A 19,323-nucleotide genomic window follows, 5' to 3' on the forward strand; every position below is an offset into this window, starting at 1 on the left:
TTTACCATTTGTAGCGCAGCACGCCCTTACCAGCGTAACTGGTGCTAGCGCCAGAAAACTCAGCGTCAAAAGCAGCACCCAGCGACAGGCCATGGTTCCAGCTCATCTCAGCCGAGACGCTGGCCAGGCCAACGTCCTTCGGTTGCGATGCGCCATTGACGATAAAGCCCGCTCCCGGCAATGCATTAATGGCGGCAAAGACACTGCGGTCATTGTTGATGTTGCGAGCCCAGGCAAGGCGTCCGCGCGTCGTGAATACGCCGTCCGAGAGTGTCAGAGATTTGTCGAGACTAAAGCCTAATTCGCTACGCCCCACAGTTTCGTGCTGTGATGCATAGCTGAGCGCATAAGTGTCGCTGCCCGCATAGGCTTTTTCCGAATAGGATGGCAGATCAAAGCTTACAAACTGCCCTGCTGCATAAGGCGTTACACCCAGCCAAGGCGTTTCAAAACGATAGCCCGCCTCAAGCCGCCCCGACCAGGAATTTGCCCGATAGCTGCCATTGAGTTGATCAGTTTCGTAAAACGACACCGTGCGTTCAGTATCGATACTCTGCCAACCATAAGCAAGCGCGCCAGTAATATAGGCATTGCCCACATTTTGCCTGCCATAGATACCCGCCTGAAACAGATCGGATTCACCATTGCCCATACCATCAGCGAGCCCGAACTTGGTGCCGCCACCGGCAACGGCAAAGCCAAGAATTGTATCGGTCGATGCGTGATAGTCCGCGCCGACAGCAACGCCATAAACACGTCCACGCGCGTCATGTGATCCAATAATCGTATCGCCATCTGTTGTGCGCGAGCTGCCGTAGCCTGCGCCCCATACGCTCCAGCGGTTCTCAAACAAGCCTGTGTCGGATGCTGGCGCTTGTGTGATACGTCCTGCCTGGCCTATAACCAAAGGATCCGCGAGCATGTTCATGAACTGGCTCATGGCATCGATGGTCGTTTGTTGTGCCGCCGTTGCTAATTCGCCTGAAGCAGCAGTCAAACCATCGGCATCCAATGCACCGAAAGCAAATGGGATTTGACCATTCTCGTCGAAGTAGCCGACCAGCGCTGCAGACACATTCTGCTGGTTCACATTCAAGCCACCAATATTCATTTCAAGATCAAGGAAGGCGTTACTGGCATCGTACCGCAAGAGTGAGACGAAATTCTCTGGTAGATTTGTCGTCACCTCTTCGCCGAATGCACTCCCAGCCAAGCCGCCCTGTGCATTGAGAATGTTATAGCGCTTCATCACATAGGCGCCGGGATCAAAAGACGCATGGACTGTGGCACCGCCCAAATCAGCCTGCCCTGCAACATTCACGCGGTCAGAACCTGAAGGAGAAACTTCGACCTCATAGAGGGATGATGCTGTGAATCGCAAATCTCCAGCTACATTGAGCGTGCCGATGGAATTGCCCGGCGCCAGCGTGCCGCCATTAATGAATGTCTGCCCCACGATACCGGCGCCGCCAAGCTCTGCGCCTTCGTAGACCGTTGTGAGCATCGAAGAGCCGATTGAACCGTTGACTGCAAGCCGTCCCGACAAAACATCGGTGGCACCCGTATAGCTGCTGTCGCCCGTCAGAATAACAGCGCCCTCACCCTTCTGCTGAAAGCCGCCTGATCCGCTGATCTTGCCTGAAAATTCAAACGCGTCCGAGCGATTAAAGGCCAGTGTTCCATTGTTGGCAACATTGCCTGTGATCCAGCCTGATGTGCCGCCACTGCCGATCTGGAGTGTGCCGTTCTCGATGTTGGTCCCGCTCGTATAATAGTTGTCAGCATCCAGAATAAGCGTGCCAGAACCGGCCTTTACCAGCGCGCCCGTACCAATGATCAAACCTGAAAAGGTATAGTCATCGCTGCGATTGAATGCGAGCTTACCCTTGTTGAGGACGTAACCGCCAATCGATCCCGCTGCACCGCCATTCCCGATCTGCAATGTGCCATCTGTGATGAATGTATTGCCGGTATAGCTGTGATTGCCAGTCAAAACAGTCGTTCCGGTGCCGGCCTGAAGCAATGCACCGGCACCGGATATGGAACCGTCATAACTAAAAGTATCTGAGCGGTTGAACGCCAGCAAACCGTCATTGCTAATGTTACCAGTAATTGAGCCAGTCGTTCCGCCATCACCTATCTGTAGAATGCCACCCGCAATCTTCGTACCACCAGCATAGGTACCATTTCCGGAAATAATGAGCCGTCCAGCACCGTCCTTATACAATGCTCCCGCTGGTCCAGAAATTGCGCCGCTCAACTCAAGCGTCGTTCCAGACAACGTATTGATTGTTCCTGTTCCAATCAGATTAACACGATGATTGAGATCAATATCGCCGAGCGTCAAAAGCGCCGCATTGCGAATTTCAAGCGCTCCAGCACTTGAATTGATCCCGAGATTTGCCGCATCAAAAATAGCCAGTGATCCACCATTGATGGTGGTGTTTCCCCAATAACTATTGGCGCCGGAAAGCACCAGCATCCCGCTGCCTGTTTTAACCAAATTACTGTTGAAATTATTGCCAGTTATTGTGCCAGCATAAATCGTATCGGTGCCCTGCGCAATTGTAAGCGTCGCTCCATCAATCGATATTTCACCACTAGTTCCGATCAAAGAACGCATTTGCAGGTTATTGCCGTTGAGATCAAGAATTCCGCCTGTAAGAACATAATCGGAGTTATGGGCTATCGCCGAAGAATTATTCGCTTCGAGGCGTAGTGTGCCTTCATTTACCCAGGTGCCGCCCGACCAGCTATTAGATCCGCTGAGCAACAGTGTGCCGCCACCATCCTTGAACAGCATACCATCACCGGAAACACCGCCGGTAAGTTTCATCTCCTGATCAAAAAGAACATTGATCGTCGACACGCCGCCCAGAGTTACGGCCTGCGTCAGATCGAAACTATCAGCGGTTCTCAAAGTGGCATTGTTGATATTCAGCGTGTTGCTTGCAGAACCTAGATTTTGCATTGACGCGATCTGAAGAATGCCGCCACTGAGATAGGTGTTACCGGAGTAAGTGTTATCTCCCCATAGAACCAGCAACCCATCTCCGGTCTTTTCAAAACCCGAGGTGCCGCTGATTGAGGCACTTATCAGGGCTCCCTCGTTATTAAGGACACGTATTTCAGGGACATCTATATCAATACCAGAACCACTATAGCCAGTCAGATTTAGCGTCGCACCGGGGTTACCTTCAATTCTGAAATTTCCGCCAGCAAACTGCAATCCAACAGCTGACTGCGTACTATCAATTGTAACTGTACCACCCAACCCACGGAAAATAGCGTAGCCATGACCCCATGTAGTGTCAGCGGTTCCGCCGACAGGGTTTAACCAATTCTGGTTCGTGTTATTCCATACGCCATTCTGATTGTTGCTACCCGGCGCGCCACCATCCCATTGCTGAAGAATATTTAAGCCTTGAGGACTGACGAGAAGATCAACAGCCCGCGCCTGCGTCGTATCAACCATATAGTTGAAGCCGAACGGAGTCGTATCGGGAGTTTGACCAACATTCAGACCGCCATTCGTCTGTGTCAGATTACCCGTATATGAGATGATACGATGATAGCCGATTGAAGGTGAGCCCGTTACGTTCAACATCGTTCCATTAAGCGCAACGTCACCATTCACAATGGTCGCTGCCGTCGTACCAGAACCGCCCGTAGCAAGATTGTACGTATAAAGCCCGCCACTGTTGAACGTAACCTTGCCGTTGACAATAAGTGAAGCCGCGTCGCTGGGCGAAACGGAGCCGCCCCCATTCAACGTAAGCCCACCATTAAGTGTCAATGAACGCGTGCCAGTTGGAGCAAGGACACCACCTGCATTTATGATGGTCGTACCAACCTGCCCTGACCCTTCCAGCCGCCCTGCGTTGTTGACAGTCAATGTGCCGTTGAGTTTTGCTCTTTCAGCTACGTCCAGCGTGCTGTTGGTTACAGTCGCGTTACCGTTAAAAAATGAGCTATCGCCTGTCAGTTTTGTCTTGCCCGAAAGAAACTTGAGGTTCGCAAAGCCAGATATTGAAGCGTCGAAGCTGTAATCGATGGCATTATGATTGAACACTGCATCGGTAAATGGCGAAAGCATCAGATCCCGGCCAACAAATATGCCTGGGGCAACAGCGCTTTCGCCTTCTGCAGCGCCTATATTTAGAATACCATAAGCGCCATTATCGCCAATATTGATCATACCACGCGGCGCGCCAACAACTGCGCCATCCGCGATGGTCAACGAGCCCCGGCCTCCATCGTTATCGGCATTGCCACCACTGATATAAATATCACGCGCAGTCCATTTCGTACCTGCTCCAGTGACAAAAACCGATCCCGTCGAACCCGTATTTCGCCCGATTGCCACTTTTCCGGACTGGACTTGGGCACCATTGGTAATGGTCAGGGTACCTTGGCCGGAATCGCCAACGGCCAGTATTCCATCCGCAGTCAGGTTTGATTGCGGACCAGTCAGATTTACAGTGCCTGAAACTGAGTTCTGGCCACCGATGACCAAATCTTTGCCGACCTTTACGATTCCGCCATTGGATATCTCTAAACTGCCCGTATTAATGTTACCAACAACGAGAGACTTTTCTACGGCCCATTTTGCAGAGCTGGGAGTGCCGTTACCCGTTACAGTGACTTTTCCGCCGTCGATAAAGCCATTATCAGATTGCAATTCTGATTGGTCGGGGCCAAGTGCTACAACACCGCCTGAGACACCAACATCTTTAAAACGTGCATTGGCTCTTCCACTCAGTGTCCATGTACTCTGGTCGATCTTAAGAAGGTGGCTCAAACCTTGAAACTGCCCGCCGATCTGCGAAAGATCAAACGCTGAATTCTCCACACCGGCTAAGGATAACGTGGCGTCCGCACCCAAATTAACGCCACCGATAAACTTGAATCCATTGAGAAGCTGAAGCACGTTGCTCGTGCCATTTATGGAGACCGCTGCTGCGCGTGCTCCACCCGAGCCAAGCCCGCCCGATACGGTACCCGCAACACTTGTGAGCGATAGAGAAGCAGCCCCGTCAATACCAACGCCGCCAACGGCTCCATCACCACCTTGAATGACTGCGCCAGTCCCCACCTCAACGCGAAGTCTGTTCCCGGAATTCAGCCAGACGCCCTGTCCACCATTCCCTTGATGACCAGCCGTTCCATTGCTAGGGGACATTGTGCCCTTGTAAACCGATCCACGGTTTCCTTCGAAGCCTTTCTGTCCACCCTGTCCACCTCTAACGCTGGCTCCGTCGCCCAGAATGACGTGGCTTTGATCCGCGTTCGGTCCGCCAAGCACAATACCCGTTCCACCGACACCACCATCTCCACCATTCCCGCCATTTCCAAGGTTATAGTCGTTGGCATAATCGCTATTACCACCCCAACCGCCACTACCGCCTTTTCCGCCGTTACCGCCCGCAACAGCAGTCCCGGGAGTGAGGTAGATTGATGAGATGAAACTACCCGCCAGAATGCCGGCCCCACCGTTTCCGCCACTGCCTCCAGAACCGCCATCACCACCAACGGCATTGTGCATACTGGCTTTGGTTTCACCGGCACCACCATCACCACCGTAACCACCGTCACCACCTGCTCCACCGGTAATGTTGGCCGAAATATTGGCCGCAACTTCCCCGGCTGGCATCGGTCCTTGGCCCGAAGAACGAAAAGTCAGAGCAGCTCCACCACCGCCACCGCCGCCACCCGCACCACCGCCACCACCGGTTCCATCCCAATATGCGGAGAACGGATAAATCGCCGCTGAATACCCAATCCCTCCTATAGCGCCATTGCCACCACCACCGCCTTTACCTCCAACAATAGAGGTCGAAATGTCGTAAATTGCGCTGGAAGCAAGCGTGGTCTTAACGCCACCGCCACCGCCGCCTCCACCGCTTCCACCGTCATGACCGAAGTTACCGGGTGCCCAAATCCAGCCCTTTGCTAAACCATTAGCCCCTTTGGTGCCGTCGTTTCCGTGCTCATTCCAGCGACCACCTATTCCGCCGCCCCAAGCCTTTGGTCCGCTACCGCCACGTCCACCAATCCCTTCTGAAGCAGACGTCGAGTTTTTTCCACCACCGCCACCGCCGCCACCACCTGAATAGGAAATGGCAGCGGCACCGGAGCCCCCCGCCCGCGGGCGACTGATTGCATGTTGTCCGCCAGCGCCCCCTTGACCAGAAACTTGCTGCGCTAGAACTGGCGCAGCCGAATATGTAAGGCTAAAAAAAACGGCTATGGTTGTAATAGCAGCGAGAACGCATGACATCGCTGTCGATGCTCTCAACGATTGCCTTCGAATTTGAATACTGGGTTTTAGTTGCTCGACAGAACCTGCCTGTCCGCGATGGTGTTGAGTAAGGACAAAAGTGTTGCCTCGTCCCAAATCAAAAACAGTCATTCCTCGCCGCCCCGAAGTATGTTCAAATCAGCGAGTAGTTTCTGGTGTGTTTCTTTAAATCAGCAATAGCTTTAGGACCAATCGACATACGGGTTCAATGAATCGACAATTCTGAACCCTAAAAGAAAGCCTTCACCACCCGGTAAGATGGTAAAGGCTGATATCGCAGACATAAAATCAGATCAGGCAAATACAGTCGCAATTGCTTTTTTGGTGGCATCGACGACTTTATCAGCTTCTTCGCGCGTCAGGCAAAGAGGCGGAGCAAAACCGAGAATGTCCCCTTCAGGCATGGCGCGAGCGATAACGCCGTTGGCAAGAAGTGCGGCTGAAACCTGCGGGCCAATCTTCAGCGATGGATCGAAGAACTTGCGGTCGTCCCGGTCTTCAACGAACTCAATCGCAGCCATCAATCCTTCGCCGCGTACTTCACCAACGTGCTTATGACCGCCAATTGCGTCCTGCAGCGCCTTGCGGAAGTAAGCGCCGGTCGAGCCTGCATTTTTTACAAGGTCGAGTTCATCGATGAGCTTAAGATTGGCAACGCCAGCCGCCGCACAAATCGGATGTGCCGAATAGGTCCAGCCATGACCAATGGGCCCCATCTGATCAGAGCCCTGAACCAGCACCTGCCACATGCGATCAGAAACGATCGAACCAGAAAGAGGCGCATAGGCCGATGTCAGTCCCTTGGCGATAGTGATCAGATCAGGCTTCATTCCATAGTGATCGGAACCGAACATGCTGCCCAGACGACCAAAGCCCGTGACCACTTCATCAGCGACCAGCAGAATGTCATAACGGTCAAGAACCGCCTGAATTTTCTGCCAGTAACCCGCAGGCGGCGGCACGATACCGCCCGTACCCAGAACCGGCTCACCAATAAACGCAGCAATTGTATCCGGCCCTTCAGCGAGGATCATTTCTTCGAGCTTGTCCGCACAATGTTGCGCAAACTGCTCTTCGTTCATCGAACGATCCGCACGGCGGAAATAATAAGGAGATTCCGTATGCAGGATCGGTGCACGTGGCAGATCAAACGCATTATGGAAAGTTGCAAGACCAGTCATGCTTCCCGTCATCACGCCGGAGCCATGATAGCCGCGCCAGCGCGAAATGATCTTCTTCTTTTCCGGGCGGCCAAGGATATTGTTGTAGTACCAGATCAGCTTGATGTTGGTTTCATTGGCATCGGAACCCGAAAGGCCGAAATATACGCGGCTCATATGTTCAGGTGCGCGATCAATGATCATCTTGGCGAGCGTAATCGATACTTCGGTGCCGTGGCCGACATAGGCGTGATAATAGGCAAGCTTGCGCGCCTGTTCGGCAATCGCATCAGCAATTTCTGTACGGCCATAACCAACATTGACACAATATAGCCCAGCAAAGGCATCCAAGCTCTTACGACCATTCACGTCGGCAATGTAAACGCCCTCGCCGCCCTCCAGCACACGCGTAGGCGTTTCACCGCGTGCGTGCATTCCCATATGCGTGGACGGATGAAAAAAATGATCGCGATCCCAGGCAGTGAGTTCGTTGCTATTGTTCAACATGGTTATGTTCCTTTCCTGCCGCCCCGTTTTCACGCAGCGGTATCAATGCAGAGATATTTGAGTTCGGTGAAGGCTTCGATGCCCTGATGCGAGCCTTCTCGGCCGAGCCCAGATTGTTTCCAGCCGCCAAACGGTATCGGCGCACCGGTGATTTTTGCGCGATTGATAGCAACCATTCCGTATTCCAACGCACGCCCCATGCGCAGCTGCCGCGCACCATTCGATGTCACCACATAGGCAACAAGACCATACTGTGTGGCATTGGCGCGCCTGATGACTTCATCTTCATCATCAAACACTGAGATTGCAGCGACGGGACCAAATGTTTCTTCATGCATGATCGATGCATCATCAGAAACATTGGTCAGCAACGTCGGCTGGAAGAAAAGCGTATGATCGCCGATGCGCTTGCCGCCAACGTCGATGCGCGCACCGCGCTTTTCCGCGTCGCGCACCTGTTCCTCTATTTTTTCCACCGCGCGGCTATGCATCATCGGACCAATTTCGACGTCCGCTTCAAGACCGTTACCTGTTTTGAGGCTACTTATGCGCGCAGCAAAAGCCTGGGTGAAAGCCGGAAGAATCTCGCGCTGAACAAAGACGCGGTTGGCAGCAAGACAATCCTGTCCCGAAGTCGCAAACTTCGCAGCCATGGCCACATCAACTGCGCGGCCGACATCTGCATCGCTGAAGACAATCAGAGGCGCGTGCCCACCAAGCTCCATTACAAGACGTTTTACCGTTGCAGCACATTTAGATGCAATCAGCTTGCCAATCTCTGTGGAGCCGGTGAAACTCAATGCCCGAACGCGTTCATCGCGGCACAGCACATCGACGATGGGCGCTGCCTTGCCTGTCACAACATTGAAAATACCGGACGGAAGCCCCGCACGTTCTGCAAGCTCTGCCAATGCCAGCGCTGAAAGCGGCGTCTCCGATGATGGATGCACCACCACCGGACAGCCTGCGGCTATTGCCGCTGCCGCTTTGCGAGTAATCATGGCGTTTGGAAAATTCCATGGCGTCACTAGGCCCACGACGCCCAGTGCTTCTCGTCGCACCAGCATTTCAGCATTGGGCAAATGGCTTGTGATGGTCTCACCGTTAAGGCGCTTGCCCTCTTCTGCGAACCATTCGATGAACGCTGCGCCATAATCGATCTCACCGCGCGATTCATCCAACGGCTTGCCCTGCTCGAGCGTCATCAGCAATGCCAGATCTTCGCGGTTTGCCAGAATAAGCTCATACCAGCGACGCAGAATTGCAGCCCGTTCCTGTGGCAGCTTGTTGCGCCATTGAGGAAAGGCCTTTTCAGCGGCATCTATCGCAAGTGTTGTTTGGGCTTCTCCCAGGCTAGCAACGCGTGCCAGTCGTCGCCCGGTTGCCGGGTCGAGAACGGCAAATGTCTCTGCCTTTTCTCCCGCAGCCCAGCGCCCGTCTATATAAGCAAGTTCGCGAAAAAGATGTTTGTCCCGAAGCCTGTTAAGCCCGTCATGTTGTATCGGATGATCCAAAACGGCATTCATTGCGCTTCTCCCAATTCTGGAAGAAGCATCTCACAAGATGAGATCACATTCAGACCAAAGGCAGGACAGCCAACAGAAGCATTGGACTAAACTTGCTGGTCAAACAGCTCGTTTGGACTATTCAATACCGTCGGACAGCAATGACAAGGCAACTCCGGTCTTCTCGTCTTTGACCAGCTTCGTCACAATGTAAGTGAAATAGCGCTCAATTCCGATATTTTGATCCAACAGGCGATCAATCAGACGCTGGTAACCGTCGATATCGCGGGCCATGATCATCAGAAAATAATCGACCCCACCACCAACCGACCAACACGAGACAATCTCAGGAATAGTTGCAATTGCGCGCTCGAAGCGGTCGAAATCGCTCTGACGGTGATTACCAAGCGTTATCTGGACCATGACATGCGCGATGGGGGCGATTTTGCGATAGGCAATCCGCGCGTGGTAACCCGTTACAATGCCTGCCTCTTCCAGCTTGCGCAGCCGCAGCCAGCACGGCGTCGGTGACAGGCCCACCTGCTCGGCAAGTGCAAGCTTGGTGATCCGCGCATTCTGCTGCACCGCTTCCAGAATGCGAAGATCGACAGCGTCAAGCTTGAAGGCGGATTTCATTATGCCGGTCCAATGTAAGTGAGCTTTTTACTTCGAAGTTATTCTCATTGGCATGGTCGTCTATCGCAGGCAAGGCCATGCCAATAAAAAGTCATCGTCAACCAATATTGTAATGATCCAATATAATTATTGACATGATGTAATTGGTCTTTCACACATACATACAAGAACAAAAATCAAATAAATGGGGAACGAGAATGCGGCCTGACGGTTTCGCATATGGTGCTTTATTGCGCCCTCAATTTGCTGGCCAGAAGCAAAGACATGCTTTGCTTCGTGCAGTTCTCCCTATTGCTATACCGCTTTGAACGGTGGTGCGAATGTCGGGAAATTTGTCGCAAATGATCGGTCTTAAGGAAATAGAACAAGCGCAAGACAGGCTGAACGGTCATATCAAAAGAACGCCGCTGATCCGCTCCGAAAGTCTCAGCAAGCGATGCGGAATTCCGGTTTTTCTCAAACTTGAAAACCATCAGCCAACAGGCAGTTTTAAACTGCGCGGCGCAACGAATGCGGTTCTCAGCTTGTCCGAGAGCGAACGCGAACGCGGGCTTGTCACGGCTTCCACTGGAAATCATGGGCGCGCATTGGCTCACGTCGCAACCGCACAGGGACTGACGGCCACTATCTGTCTTTCATCGCTTGTACCTCACAATAAGGTCGAGGCCATTCGTGAACTTGGCGCTGATGTGCGCATCATCGGTAAATCTCAAGATGATGCGATGGATGAAGTCACGCGTCTTGCGCGCGATGAAGGTATGAATGCCATCCCACCCTTTGACGATCCGCGCATTATTGCCGGCCAGGGAACCACGGGGTTGGAAATCGCCGACGACCTACCCGAATTGAACACCGTGCTTATTCCGCTTTCCGGGGGCGGCCTTGCTGCCGGAGTGGCCGCAGCAGCGAAAGCAAAATGCCCGCACGCGCGGGTGATAGGAATTTCCATGCGACGGGGTGCAGCCATGCAGGCAAGCCTTGAAGCGGGAAAGCCGATAAATGTTGAGGAACTGGATACGCTGGCAGATTCTCTAGGTGGCGGCATTGGTCTCGATAATAGCTGGACCTTCGCCATGTGCCGCACCCTGCTTGATGATGTGATCCTGCTTGACGAGGAAGAGATTGCCGCTGGCATCCGCCATGCAGCCATGCAGGAAGGCGAGATTATTGAGGGCGCTGCGGCTGTTGGCATTGCCGCTTTGCTTGCTGGAAAAATCACCCCCTCTGGTCCAACGACCATCATCATTTCAGGCGGGAATATCGATCTCGAACAGCACCGTGCAATTATGGAAGACCGCTATCGGAGGGCTGGTTGATGGCTGAAATGCGAATTCTGACCGAAACCGATTTGCGGCAGATCATATCATTGGATCTCGAAAGTGTAGCTTGTGTGGAGGATGCGTTTCGGGCGCTCGCAGGTGGCGGAGTTGGCATGCCGCCAATCCTGCGTCTCGATATTCCCGGTGAACGCGGCGAAGTCGATGTGAAGACCGCCTACATTCCAGGATTGGACAGCTTTGCGATCAAAGTCAGCCCCGGCTTCTTCAACAATCCTTCCATCGGCCTGCCATCTACCAATGGGTTGATGATCCAGTTTTCAGCCAAGACCGGACTGATTGAAGCGCTGCTGTTGGACAATGGCTATCTGACTGATGTGCGCACGGCCGCAGCTGGCGCAGTTGCCGCAAAACATCTATCCCGTACTGACGCAAATATAGCCACGATTTTTGGCGCAGGCATGCAAGCCAGGCTGCAATTGCAAGCGCTGACGCTTGTTCGCCCCATCAAAGAAGCGCACATTTGGGCACGCGATCATCTGAAAGCAGAGCAAACCGCCAAGGACCTCACAGCGAAGCTCGGCATTCCTGTGAAAGCAATCGCTGATGCACGCGAGGCCTGTCGCGATGCGGATATCATCGTCACAACGACCCCTTCTGAAACGCCGCTCCTCAAGGCCGATTGGCTGGATCCCGGCCAACATATCACCGCTATGGGCTCTGATGCGGAACATAAGAACGAGCTTGATCCGTCAATCTTCGAACGCTCGATTATCTATGTTGCAGACAGTCTGAAACAGACACGCAGGCTCGGCGAGTTGCATCACGCGATCACCGCAGGAGCCGTTACCTCTGACACCACCTTCCCGGAGCTCGGCCAGATTATCCTTGCGCCCGAAACATTCCGCCGCGATCCCGCTGCCATCACGGTCTGCGACCTGACCGGAACTGGTGTTCAGGACACAGCCATTGCCCGTCTCGCGACGCAGCGCGCAAGCGTTGAGGACGCAGGTGCCAAAATCGATTCCAACAAAAAAGCAGGAGCCAGCCGATGAGTGCGGAACTCAACTTCACCCGCGCGGAATACGACCAACGCGTTGCCAAAACCCGCCGCGCGATGGAGAAGGCAGGTGTCGATATCATCATCGTCACCGACCCGTCGAACATGCATTGGCTCACCGGTTATGACGGATGGTCCTTCTATGTCCATCAATGTGTGGTGCTGGCGATGGATGGCGAACCGATCTGGTACGGTCGGGGTCAAGACGGCAATGGCGCAAAACGCACGGCATGGATAGGCCACGACAACATCATCGGCTATCCTGATCATTACGTTCAATCGCTGGAACGCCATCCTATGGATCTTCTGGCCTCAATTCTTGAGGAAAAAGGTTGGGGTAAAAAGACGATAGCCGTCGAGTTCGATAATTATTGGTACACGGCTGCTGCACACCACGCTTTGCAGAAGCATCTGCCCAATGCACGATTCAAAGATGCGCAGGGGCTCGTCAATTGGCAGCGCGCAGTGAAAAGCGCGACCGAAATCGAATTTATGCGCAAGGCTGGCCGCATCGTGGAAGCCATGCATCAGCGCATTGCTGACAAGATCGAGCCGGGCATGCGCAAATGCGATCTAGTGGCAGAGATCTATGACGCAGGCACACGCGGCGTTGATGGCTTTGGTGGCGATTATCCGGCAATCGTGCCTTTGCTGCCGTCCGGCGCGGATGCATCAGCGCCGCATCTCACGTGGAACGATCTTCCAATGAAAACCGGTGAAGGCACGTTCTTCGAGATTGCTGGGTGCTACAAGCGCTATCATTGTCCGTTGTCGCGCACGGTGTTCCTCGGCAAGCCCACACGGGCTTTCCTTGATGCTGAAAAGGCGACGCTTGAGGGCATGGAAGCCGGACTTGCAGCCGCTCGCCCCGGCAATACCTGCGAAGATATCGCCAACGGTTTCTTTGCCGTATTGAAGAAATACGGGATCGTCAAAGACAATCGAACAGGCTATTCGATCGGTCTGTCCTATCCTCCAGATTGGGGTGAACGAACCATGAGCCTTCGCCCGGGCGACCGTACTGAACTGCAACCGGGCATGACCTTCCATTTCATGACAGGGCTGTGGCTCGAAACCATGGGACTGGAAATCACCGAGAGTATCGTCATCACCGAAACAGGTGTCGAGTGCTTGTCGAATGTACCGCGCAAGCTGCTGGTCAAGGATTAAGGTGTCGCGATGATGCATACTTCGCCCCCCTCCCGCCCTTCTCCAATCACGCCGACTGTTGATCTTAATCGAGACGGCGTGCAGCATGGTCACTTGCGGCTGCCATGGTCACGAGACGATTCCGCTTGGGGCTCTTTAATGGTGCCGATCTGCGTTATTCGTAATGGTGATGGTCCCACAGCGCTTCTAACGGGTGGCAATCACGGCGACGAATATGAAGGGCCGGTTGCACTCTACGATCTGGCCGTCAATCTGAAACCGACTGAAATCAACGGGCGCGTTATCATTGTGCCTGCAATGAATTTTCCGGCCTTCATGGCCGGAACACGCACTTCACCGATAGACAAAGGCAATCTTAACCGCAGTTTCCCCGGACGCCCGGACGGAACTGTGACGGAAAAAATCGCCGATTACTTCACACGCTATCTGCTGCCCACAGCCGATATCGTCTTGGACTTCCACTCAGGCGGTCGCACACTTGATTTTCTGCCCTACGCTGCAGCACATGCCCTGACCGATGCAGCGCAGGAAGCCCACTGCTTCGCGGCCGTCAAAGCGTTCTCCGCACCCTTTTCGATGCGAATGATCGAGATTGATGCTGTAGGCATGTACGACACGACCGCTGAAGAAGCGGGGAAGGTCTTTGTAACCACGGAGCTTTCGGGTGGCGGCACAATTTCGGCACGGTCGGCAACAATTGCCAAGCGCGGCATTCGCAACCTTTTGCGCCATGCAGGCATTCTGCAAGGTGACGTCGAGCTTTCACCCACCACATGGCTCGATATGCCATCGCAGGAATGTTTCGGTTTTTCCGACTCGGATGGGCTTTTGGAACCACTCGTCGATCTGGGCGCCGAGGTGCGAAAAGGTGATGTCATCGCGCGCGTTCATTCGATTGCTCGTACCGGCGGAACGCCACAGGAATATCGCGCTGCACTCGACGGCATTCTCGCCGCTCGCCATTTTCCGGGTCTCATCAAGATGGGAGATTGCCTTTCAGTGATTGCCACGATCAGCAAGGAGCCATCTTCATCCTAAATCAGTCCGTATTGACCCGTTGAAAAGCCGGATATCAAAACAACCGGCATCCATAAAGAGGAGTGAACACTATGCGCTTGAAACTTCATACGATCTCTGCCCTGCTTTCTGCGGCGGCATTTATAGCCCTAACAATCCCATCACAGGCAGTCACAATTGACGACCTGAAAAGCGCAGGGTTCGTGCGCGGTGCAACCGCTAACGAAATGCCCTATGGCTATATGGACGCAAGCGGTGCGGCCAAAGGCATCGGTCCGGATGTTGCCGCAGCAATTTTCAAAAAGCTCGGCATTGATGAAGTTGACTGGACTGTCACGCCATTCGGCTCGCTCATTCCCGGGTTGAAGGCCAAACGCTTTGAGTTTGTTGCCGCCGAACAGAACATTCTTCCCGACCGCTGCAAACAGGTGCAGTTCACCGTTGCCAATTCCAGCTATGGTGAAGGTCTTCTGGTACCCAAGGGCAATCCAAAAAACATCCATTCCTATGAAGACATCAAGAAGGATCCTTCCCTGAAAGTTGCGATCGTTTCAGGTGCGGATCAAATCGACTTCCTGCATGGCATGGGTATTGATGAATCCCAGATTGTCATGATTCAGGGCAATGCTGACGCGCCGTCCACGGTACAGGCTGGCCGTGCCGATGCTTATGCGGCAACCGAATTGACGGTAGCGAACCTTGTTGCGAATTCCCCAGAATTGGAACAGGCACATCCATTTGCCGATCCGGTTGTGGACGGCAAAGCTGCACGTAGTTTTGGCGCTTTCAGCTTCCGTCCTGAAGATAAAGCATTCTTTGAGGCCTTTAACAAGGAACTCATCGAGTTCAAGAAAACCGATGACTACGCCAAAATCCTGATGACTTACGGGTTAAGCGAAGAGAGTGTCGAAGCGGCACGCACAGTTGATACAACGACCCTTTGCGACGCGAAGTAACACTTTTGTCGCCCGCCGAGCCATAATGATTGGCTCGGCGGGCCTTGTCTCATCTCTACCGGGAGAAGACCATATGCACTGGACGGAGTATCTTCCCGCTCTTTTCAAAGGCGCACAAATCACCGTCATTCTTGCGCTCAGTTCGATGGCCATCGGCACCGTGCTGGCATTTGCTGCAGGAATCGCCCGATTCACGGGTGGACCGATCCTTTCCACGATTGCGGTGATCTATATCGAGATATTCCGTGGCACTTCGCTGCTCGTGCAATTGTTCTGGCTTTATTACGCCCTGCCATTGATCGGCATTTCATTCGATCCGCTCACCACCGGCATCATGGGGCTTGGCCTTAATATTGGGGCCTATGGTGCGGAGGTGGTTCGCGGCGCGCTGAAGTCTGTTCCCGAAGCACAGCACGAAGCCGCTAGAGCCCTCAACTTCAGCAGAGGCCACACATTGTTTCACGTCATCCTGCCACAAGCGGTTGTAGAGATGATGCCGGCTTTCGGTAATCTGGCCATTCATAACCTGAAAGATACAGCTCTAGCTTCGCTTATCGCGATCAGCGATCTGACTTTCCAGGCCCAGCGCTTGCGCAATCTGACGCTCGACAATGTGACAATCTATTCGCTGACACTACTCGGCTATTTTGCAATGGCCCTGGTGCTCGCCTCCGCCATCCGCTGGCTTGAGCGGCGCCTGAAACGTCAGACTATGGCAGGAGGCTTCGCATGATTTACGGTTATGCCTGGGACACCTCGTCCACGCTATCCTTTGCGATTTCCATTCTGCCAATTATGGGAATCGGCCTCACCGTAACCCTCAAGGCCGCAGCCACAGGCTTCGCAATTGCACTGATACTCGGCCTTGTCTTCGCACTTTTGCGGCGCAGCCCTTACAAAGTCATTTCATGGCCGACAGTTGTCGTTGTGGAATTTTTGCGTGATACACCGCTGCTGGTTCAGCTGTTTTTCCTCTACTACGTTCTGCCAGTCTACGGCATCGTACTGCCCGCGTTCCTCACCGGTGCATTGGCTCTCGGCCTGCAATATTCAGCCTATACATCGGAAGTCTATCGGGGTGGCATCGAGGCCATACCACGTGGACAATGGGAAGCCGCACGTGCGTTGAATCTTACACCATGGCGTACCTATCGTGACATCGTCATTCCTCAAGCCGTACCGCGCATCACACCGGCCATGGGCAATTATCTTGTGTCGATGCTCAAAGAGACGCCGGTGCTGTCTGTAGTCAGTATCGTCGACATGCTCAACCTTGCCAATCTGATCGGCGATCGTACCTTCGAATATCTGGTGCCGCTATCGATGGTCGGCCTGATCTTCCTCATCCTGACTCTCATCTGCTCGGCAGGCATTCGACTGCTCGAACGCACACTTCCAAAGAACGGGATCGCCCTCAAATGACCCAAGAAATTATCCGCTTTCAGGACGTATCCAAGCGCTTCGGCGCACTAACTGTGCTGGATCAATTCAATTTCTCGGTCAAGACGGGTGAGAAAGTAACGCTGATCGGTCCATCAGGATCGGGAAAATCAACAGTGCTCCGCATTCTCATGACGCTGGAGCCATTTCAGGAAGGTAAGCTTGAGCTTGCCGGAAGGTCTTATCACGAGCCGAATGGCAAAGGGCAGTTTCAGGCGAGCGAAGCTCACTTGCGCAAAATAAGATCGCACGTCGGCATGGTATTCCAAAGCTTCAATCTGTTTCCACACATGTCTGTGCTGCGCAATATCATCGAAGCGCCTATCCATGTTCTCGGTATGAAGCGGGACGAAGCAGAGGCACGCGCGCTCGACCTTCTCTCTCTTGTCGGCCTGACAGACAAGAAAGATCACTACCCTTCGCAGCTTTCGGGCGGCCAGCAGCAGCGTGTTGCGATTGCGCGTTCATTGGCGATGCGACCGCGTGTTCTACTCTTTGATGAGCCGACATCGGCACTCGATCCGCAGCTTGTCGGCGAAGTTCTGGCGGTCATTCGCAGTCTCGCGCAAGAACATGATCTGACTATGCTGCTCGTCACCCATGAGATGCGCTTTGCACGCGAAGTGTCTGATCGTGTCTGTTTCTTCGATAAGGGACGCATCTGCGAACAGGGCACGCCCGAACAGATATTTCAGTCTCCGACAGAAGAACGAACAAAAGAATTTCTGCAATCAGTTCTATAGCGCTCAAGCTATAGAACTGACATCATAGACCGGCGGCAGTTGCGCGAAGGTTTCGCGAATAGTTTCAAGAGCTGTCTGCAAGGCGGATCGAGAAAGCCTTCCGCCAAGGCAGATGCGGATGCCGCCATCGCCTCGCTCACCACCTGCCACAAATGGATCAGAAGGGGTAACAGCAACGCCTTTACTTGCCAGTGCGCGGACAAGACCATCCTCCGACCAGTTACGCGGGATTTTCAGCCAAGCGCAAAGCGACAGCGGATTGCTGCCTGCGATTTGAGGCCCAAGAATATCAGTTACCAATGTCTGCCTTGAACGCAATTCGCTGCGTTGAATATCCAGAAGCTCAGTGGCGGTTCCGTCCTCAATCCAGCGGCTGGCCATCTCTGCAACGAGATTAACGCCACTCCAGCTCGTCACGCGCAAAATCGACGTCACGCGGATAGAATAATGCGCCGGCACAACAAGATAACCCGTCCGCAAGCCGGTCATAACTGTTTTAGTGAAACTTGTTACAAAGAAGCCCAGCTCCGGTAGCAACTCCGGCATTGACGGCAGAGGCTCTTCTAGGATTGACTTATAGACTTCATCCTCAATAACACAAATGCCATATCTCCGCGCGATGTCCGCGACCGCGATGCGCCTCTCGGCTCCCATCAGATGACTGGTCGGATTACCAAGCGTCGGGATGAGCACCAGCGCCTTTACATCTCCAGCCTTACACGCAGTTTCAAAGGCATCGGGCAATATGCCTTCTCTATCCGTCGGCAGCGCACGCAGCGTGAAGCCAAGTACATTGGCAAGACCGATGATGCCATGATCAGTAAGACTTTCAGTCAGCACCACCTCCCCCGGCTGCACAACCGCTGCGACTGCAAGAAACAAGCCATGAGCGGCGCCATTCGTGATGATAATCCGCCCCGGATCGACATCCACTGACAGACCGCGCAACCAGTCACGCGCGATGCTGCGGTGACGATCCAGCCCCGCAATCGGGCGACATGGACGCATGAAGCTCGCATTGTCCGACTGGCTCATTTCCTCAAATAGTCGCCGCGATGCACTTTCATGCGCGCCCATGTAAACTGCACGGATGATGGAAAGATCAGCAATACCACTGGGATCACGATCGAGCATGAAGCGATCTGCACGTTCGGTCACGCGATTGCAAACATAGGTGCCGCGTCCAACCTCACCACGCAAATAGCCACGCCGCTCCGCTTCCTTGTAGCTGATACTCACCGTCTGAACAGACAGCCCAAGCTTATGCGCCAGATCGCGATGCGTCGGCATTCGCGTCTCGGGTTTCAGGACGCCCTTCTCAACATCCTCAACGATCTTTTCAGTCAGAAGCCGATGTTTGGTGGTTCCTTTGCGCATCTCCAGCGTAGGTTGCCACACATCGAAAGTCACAAGATCATTACAAGACATCGATTGTCCTACTTTAACAGGAATTCACCCATGACAATTTATCTCTCAATGAATGAGATTTGAAGTGGCTAATACGAGACAGTAGAAATTATTCGATGTTGTGAAACGCATCGCAAATGAAAA

General features: G+C 53.5%; 13 protein-coding genes. 8 read left to right on the forward strand and 5 right to left on the reverse strand.

What is annotated here, in order from left to right:
• Nucleotide 1: 1 nt before the first annotated feature.
• The 4 genes from QBD00_RS14690 to QBD00_RS14705 all read right to left on the reverse strand — a co-directional run bounded on the left by QBD00_RS14690 (nucleotide 2) and on the right by QBD00_RS14705 (nucleotide 10,109).
• Nucleotides 2–6,298 (reverse strand): autotransporter-associated beta strand repeat-containing protein, encoded by a 6,297-nt coding sequence (locus QBD00_RS14690; RefSeq protein WP_318579868.1) that lies wholly within the window; start codon nucleotides 6,296–6,298, stop codon nucleotides 2–4.
• A 296-nt stretch (nucleotides 6,299–6,594) separates the two neighbouring features.
• Nucleotides 6,595–7,968, reverse strand: coding sequence for an aspartate aminotransferase family protein (locus tag QBD00_RS14695; RefSeq protein ID WP_318579869.1), 1,374 nt, complete (start codon nucleotides 7,966–7,968; stop codon nucleotides 6,595–6,597).
• A 29-nt stretch (nucleotides 7,969–7,997) separates the two neighbouring features.
• Nucleotides 7,998–9,494, reverse strand: a complete 1,497-nt coding sequence (locus QBD00_RS14700; protein WP_318579870.1) for an NAD-dependent succinate-semialdehyde dehydrogenase — start codon at nucleotides 9,492–9,494, stop codon at nucleotides 7,998–8,000.
• A 117-nt stretch (nucleotides 9,495–9,611) separates the two neighbouring features.
• Entirely contained in the window at nucleotides 9,612–10,109 is a 498-nt protein-coding gene (locus tag QBD00_RS14705; protein ID WP_318579871.1) for an Lrp/AsnC family transcriptional regulator, read from the reverse strand.
• Between the two features lie 341 nt (nucleotides 10,110–10,450).
• Here QBD00_RS14705 and eutB point away from each other — a divergent pair, with 341 nt between their 5' ends.
• The 8 genes from eutB (at nucleotide 10,451) to ehuA (ending at nucleotide 17,772) form a co-directional block, all read left to right on the forward strand.
• On the forward strand, nucleotides 10,451–11,425 hold the full coding sequence (gene eutB / locus QBD00_RS14710) for a hydroxyectoine utilization dehydratase EutB (protein ID WP_318579961.1): 975 nt from the start codon (nucleotides 10,451–10,453) through the stop codon (nucleotides 11,423–11,425).
• On the forward strand, nucleotides 11,425–12,441 hold the full coding sequence (locus QBD00_RS14715; protein WP_318579872.1) for a cyclodeaminase: 1,017 nt from the start codon (nucleotides 11,425–11,427) through the stop codon (nucleotides 12,439–12,441). Before eutB ends, QBD00_RS14715 begins: the two co-directional genes overlap by 1 nt.
• Nucleotides 12,438–13,616 carry an ectoine hydrolase DoeA gene (gene doeA / locus QBD00_RS14720; protein WP_318579873.1) on the forward strand — a complete coding sequence of 393 codons (1,179 nt, stop codon included), beginning with the start codon at nucleotides 12,438–12,440 and terminating at the stop codon, nucleotides 13,614–13,616. The genes QBD00_RS14715 and doeA overlap by 4 nt, the downstream gene beginning before the upstream one ends.
• A gap of 9 nt (nucleotides 13,617–13,625) precedes the next feature.
• Nucleotides 13,626–14,654 (forward strand): N(2)-acetyl-L-2,4-diaminobutanoate deacetylase DoeB, encoded by a 1,029-nt coding sequence (gene doeB / locus QBD00_RS14725; RefSeq protein ID WP_318579874.1) that lies wholly within the window; start codon nucleotides 13,626–13,628, stop codon nucleotides 14,652–14,654.
• A 71-nt stretch (nucleotides 14,655–14,725) separates the two neighbouring features.
• Nucleotides 14,726–15,589 carry an ectoine/hydroxyectoine ABC transporter substrate-binding protein EhuB gene (ehuB, locus tag QBD00_RS14730; protein WP_318579875.1) on the forward strand — a complete coding sequence of 288 codons (864 nt, stop codon included), beginning with the start codon at nucleotides 14,726–14,728 and terminating at the stop codon, nucleotides 15,587–15,589.
• A 73-nt stretch (nucleotides 15,590–15,662) separates the two neighbouring features.
• On the forward strand, nucleotides 15,663–16,322 hold the full coding sequence (gene ehuC, locus QBD00_RS14735; protein ID WP_264231439.1) for an ectoine/hydroxyectoine ABC transporter permease subunit EhuC: 660 nt from the start codon (nucleotides 15,663–15,665) through the stop codon (nucleotides 16,320–16,322).
• Nucleotides 16,319–17,011, forward strand: a complete 693-nt coding sequence (gene ehuD / locus QBD00_RS14740; protein WP_318579876.1) for an ectoine/hydroxyectoine ABC transporter permease subunit EhuD — start codon at nucleotides 16,319–16,321, stop codon at nucleotides 17,009–17,011. The genes ehuC and ehuD overlap by 4 nt, the downstream gene beginning before the upstream one ends.
• A complete protein-coding gene (gene ehuA, locus QBD00_RS14745) occupies nucleotides 17,008–17,772 on the forward strand; it encodes an ectoine/hydroxyectoine ABC transporter ATP-binding protein EhuA (RefSeq protein WP_318579877.1) in 765 nt (254 codons plus the stop codon). Before ehuD ends, ehuA begins: the two co-directional genes overlap by 4 nt.
• 3 nt (nucleotides 17,773–17,775) lie before the next feature.
• Here ehuA and QBD00_RS14750 read toward each other — a convergent pair whose 3' ends face one another.
• Nucleotides 17,776–19,200: a PLP-dependent aminotransferase family protein gene (locus tag QBD00_RS14750; protein ID WP_318579878.1), complete on the reverse strand. Its 1,425-nt coding sequence runs from the start codon at nucleotides 19,198–19,200 to the stop codon at nucleotides 17,776–17,778.
• Between the last annotated feature and the right edge of the window lie 123 nt (nucleotides 19,201–19,323).

Source organism: Ochrobactrum sp. AN78 (assembly GCF_029909885.1).
GTDB lineage: Bacteria > Pseudomonadota > Alphaproteobacteria > Rhizobiales > Rhizobiaceae > Brucella > Brucella quorumnocens.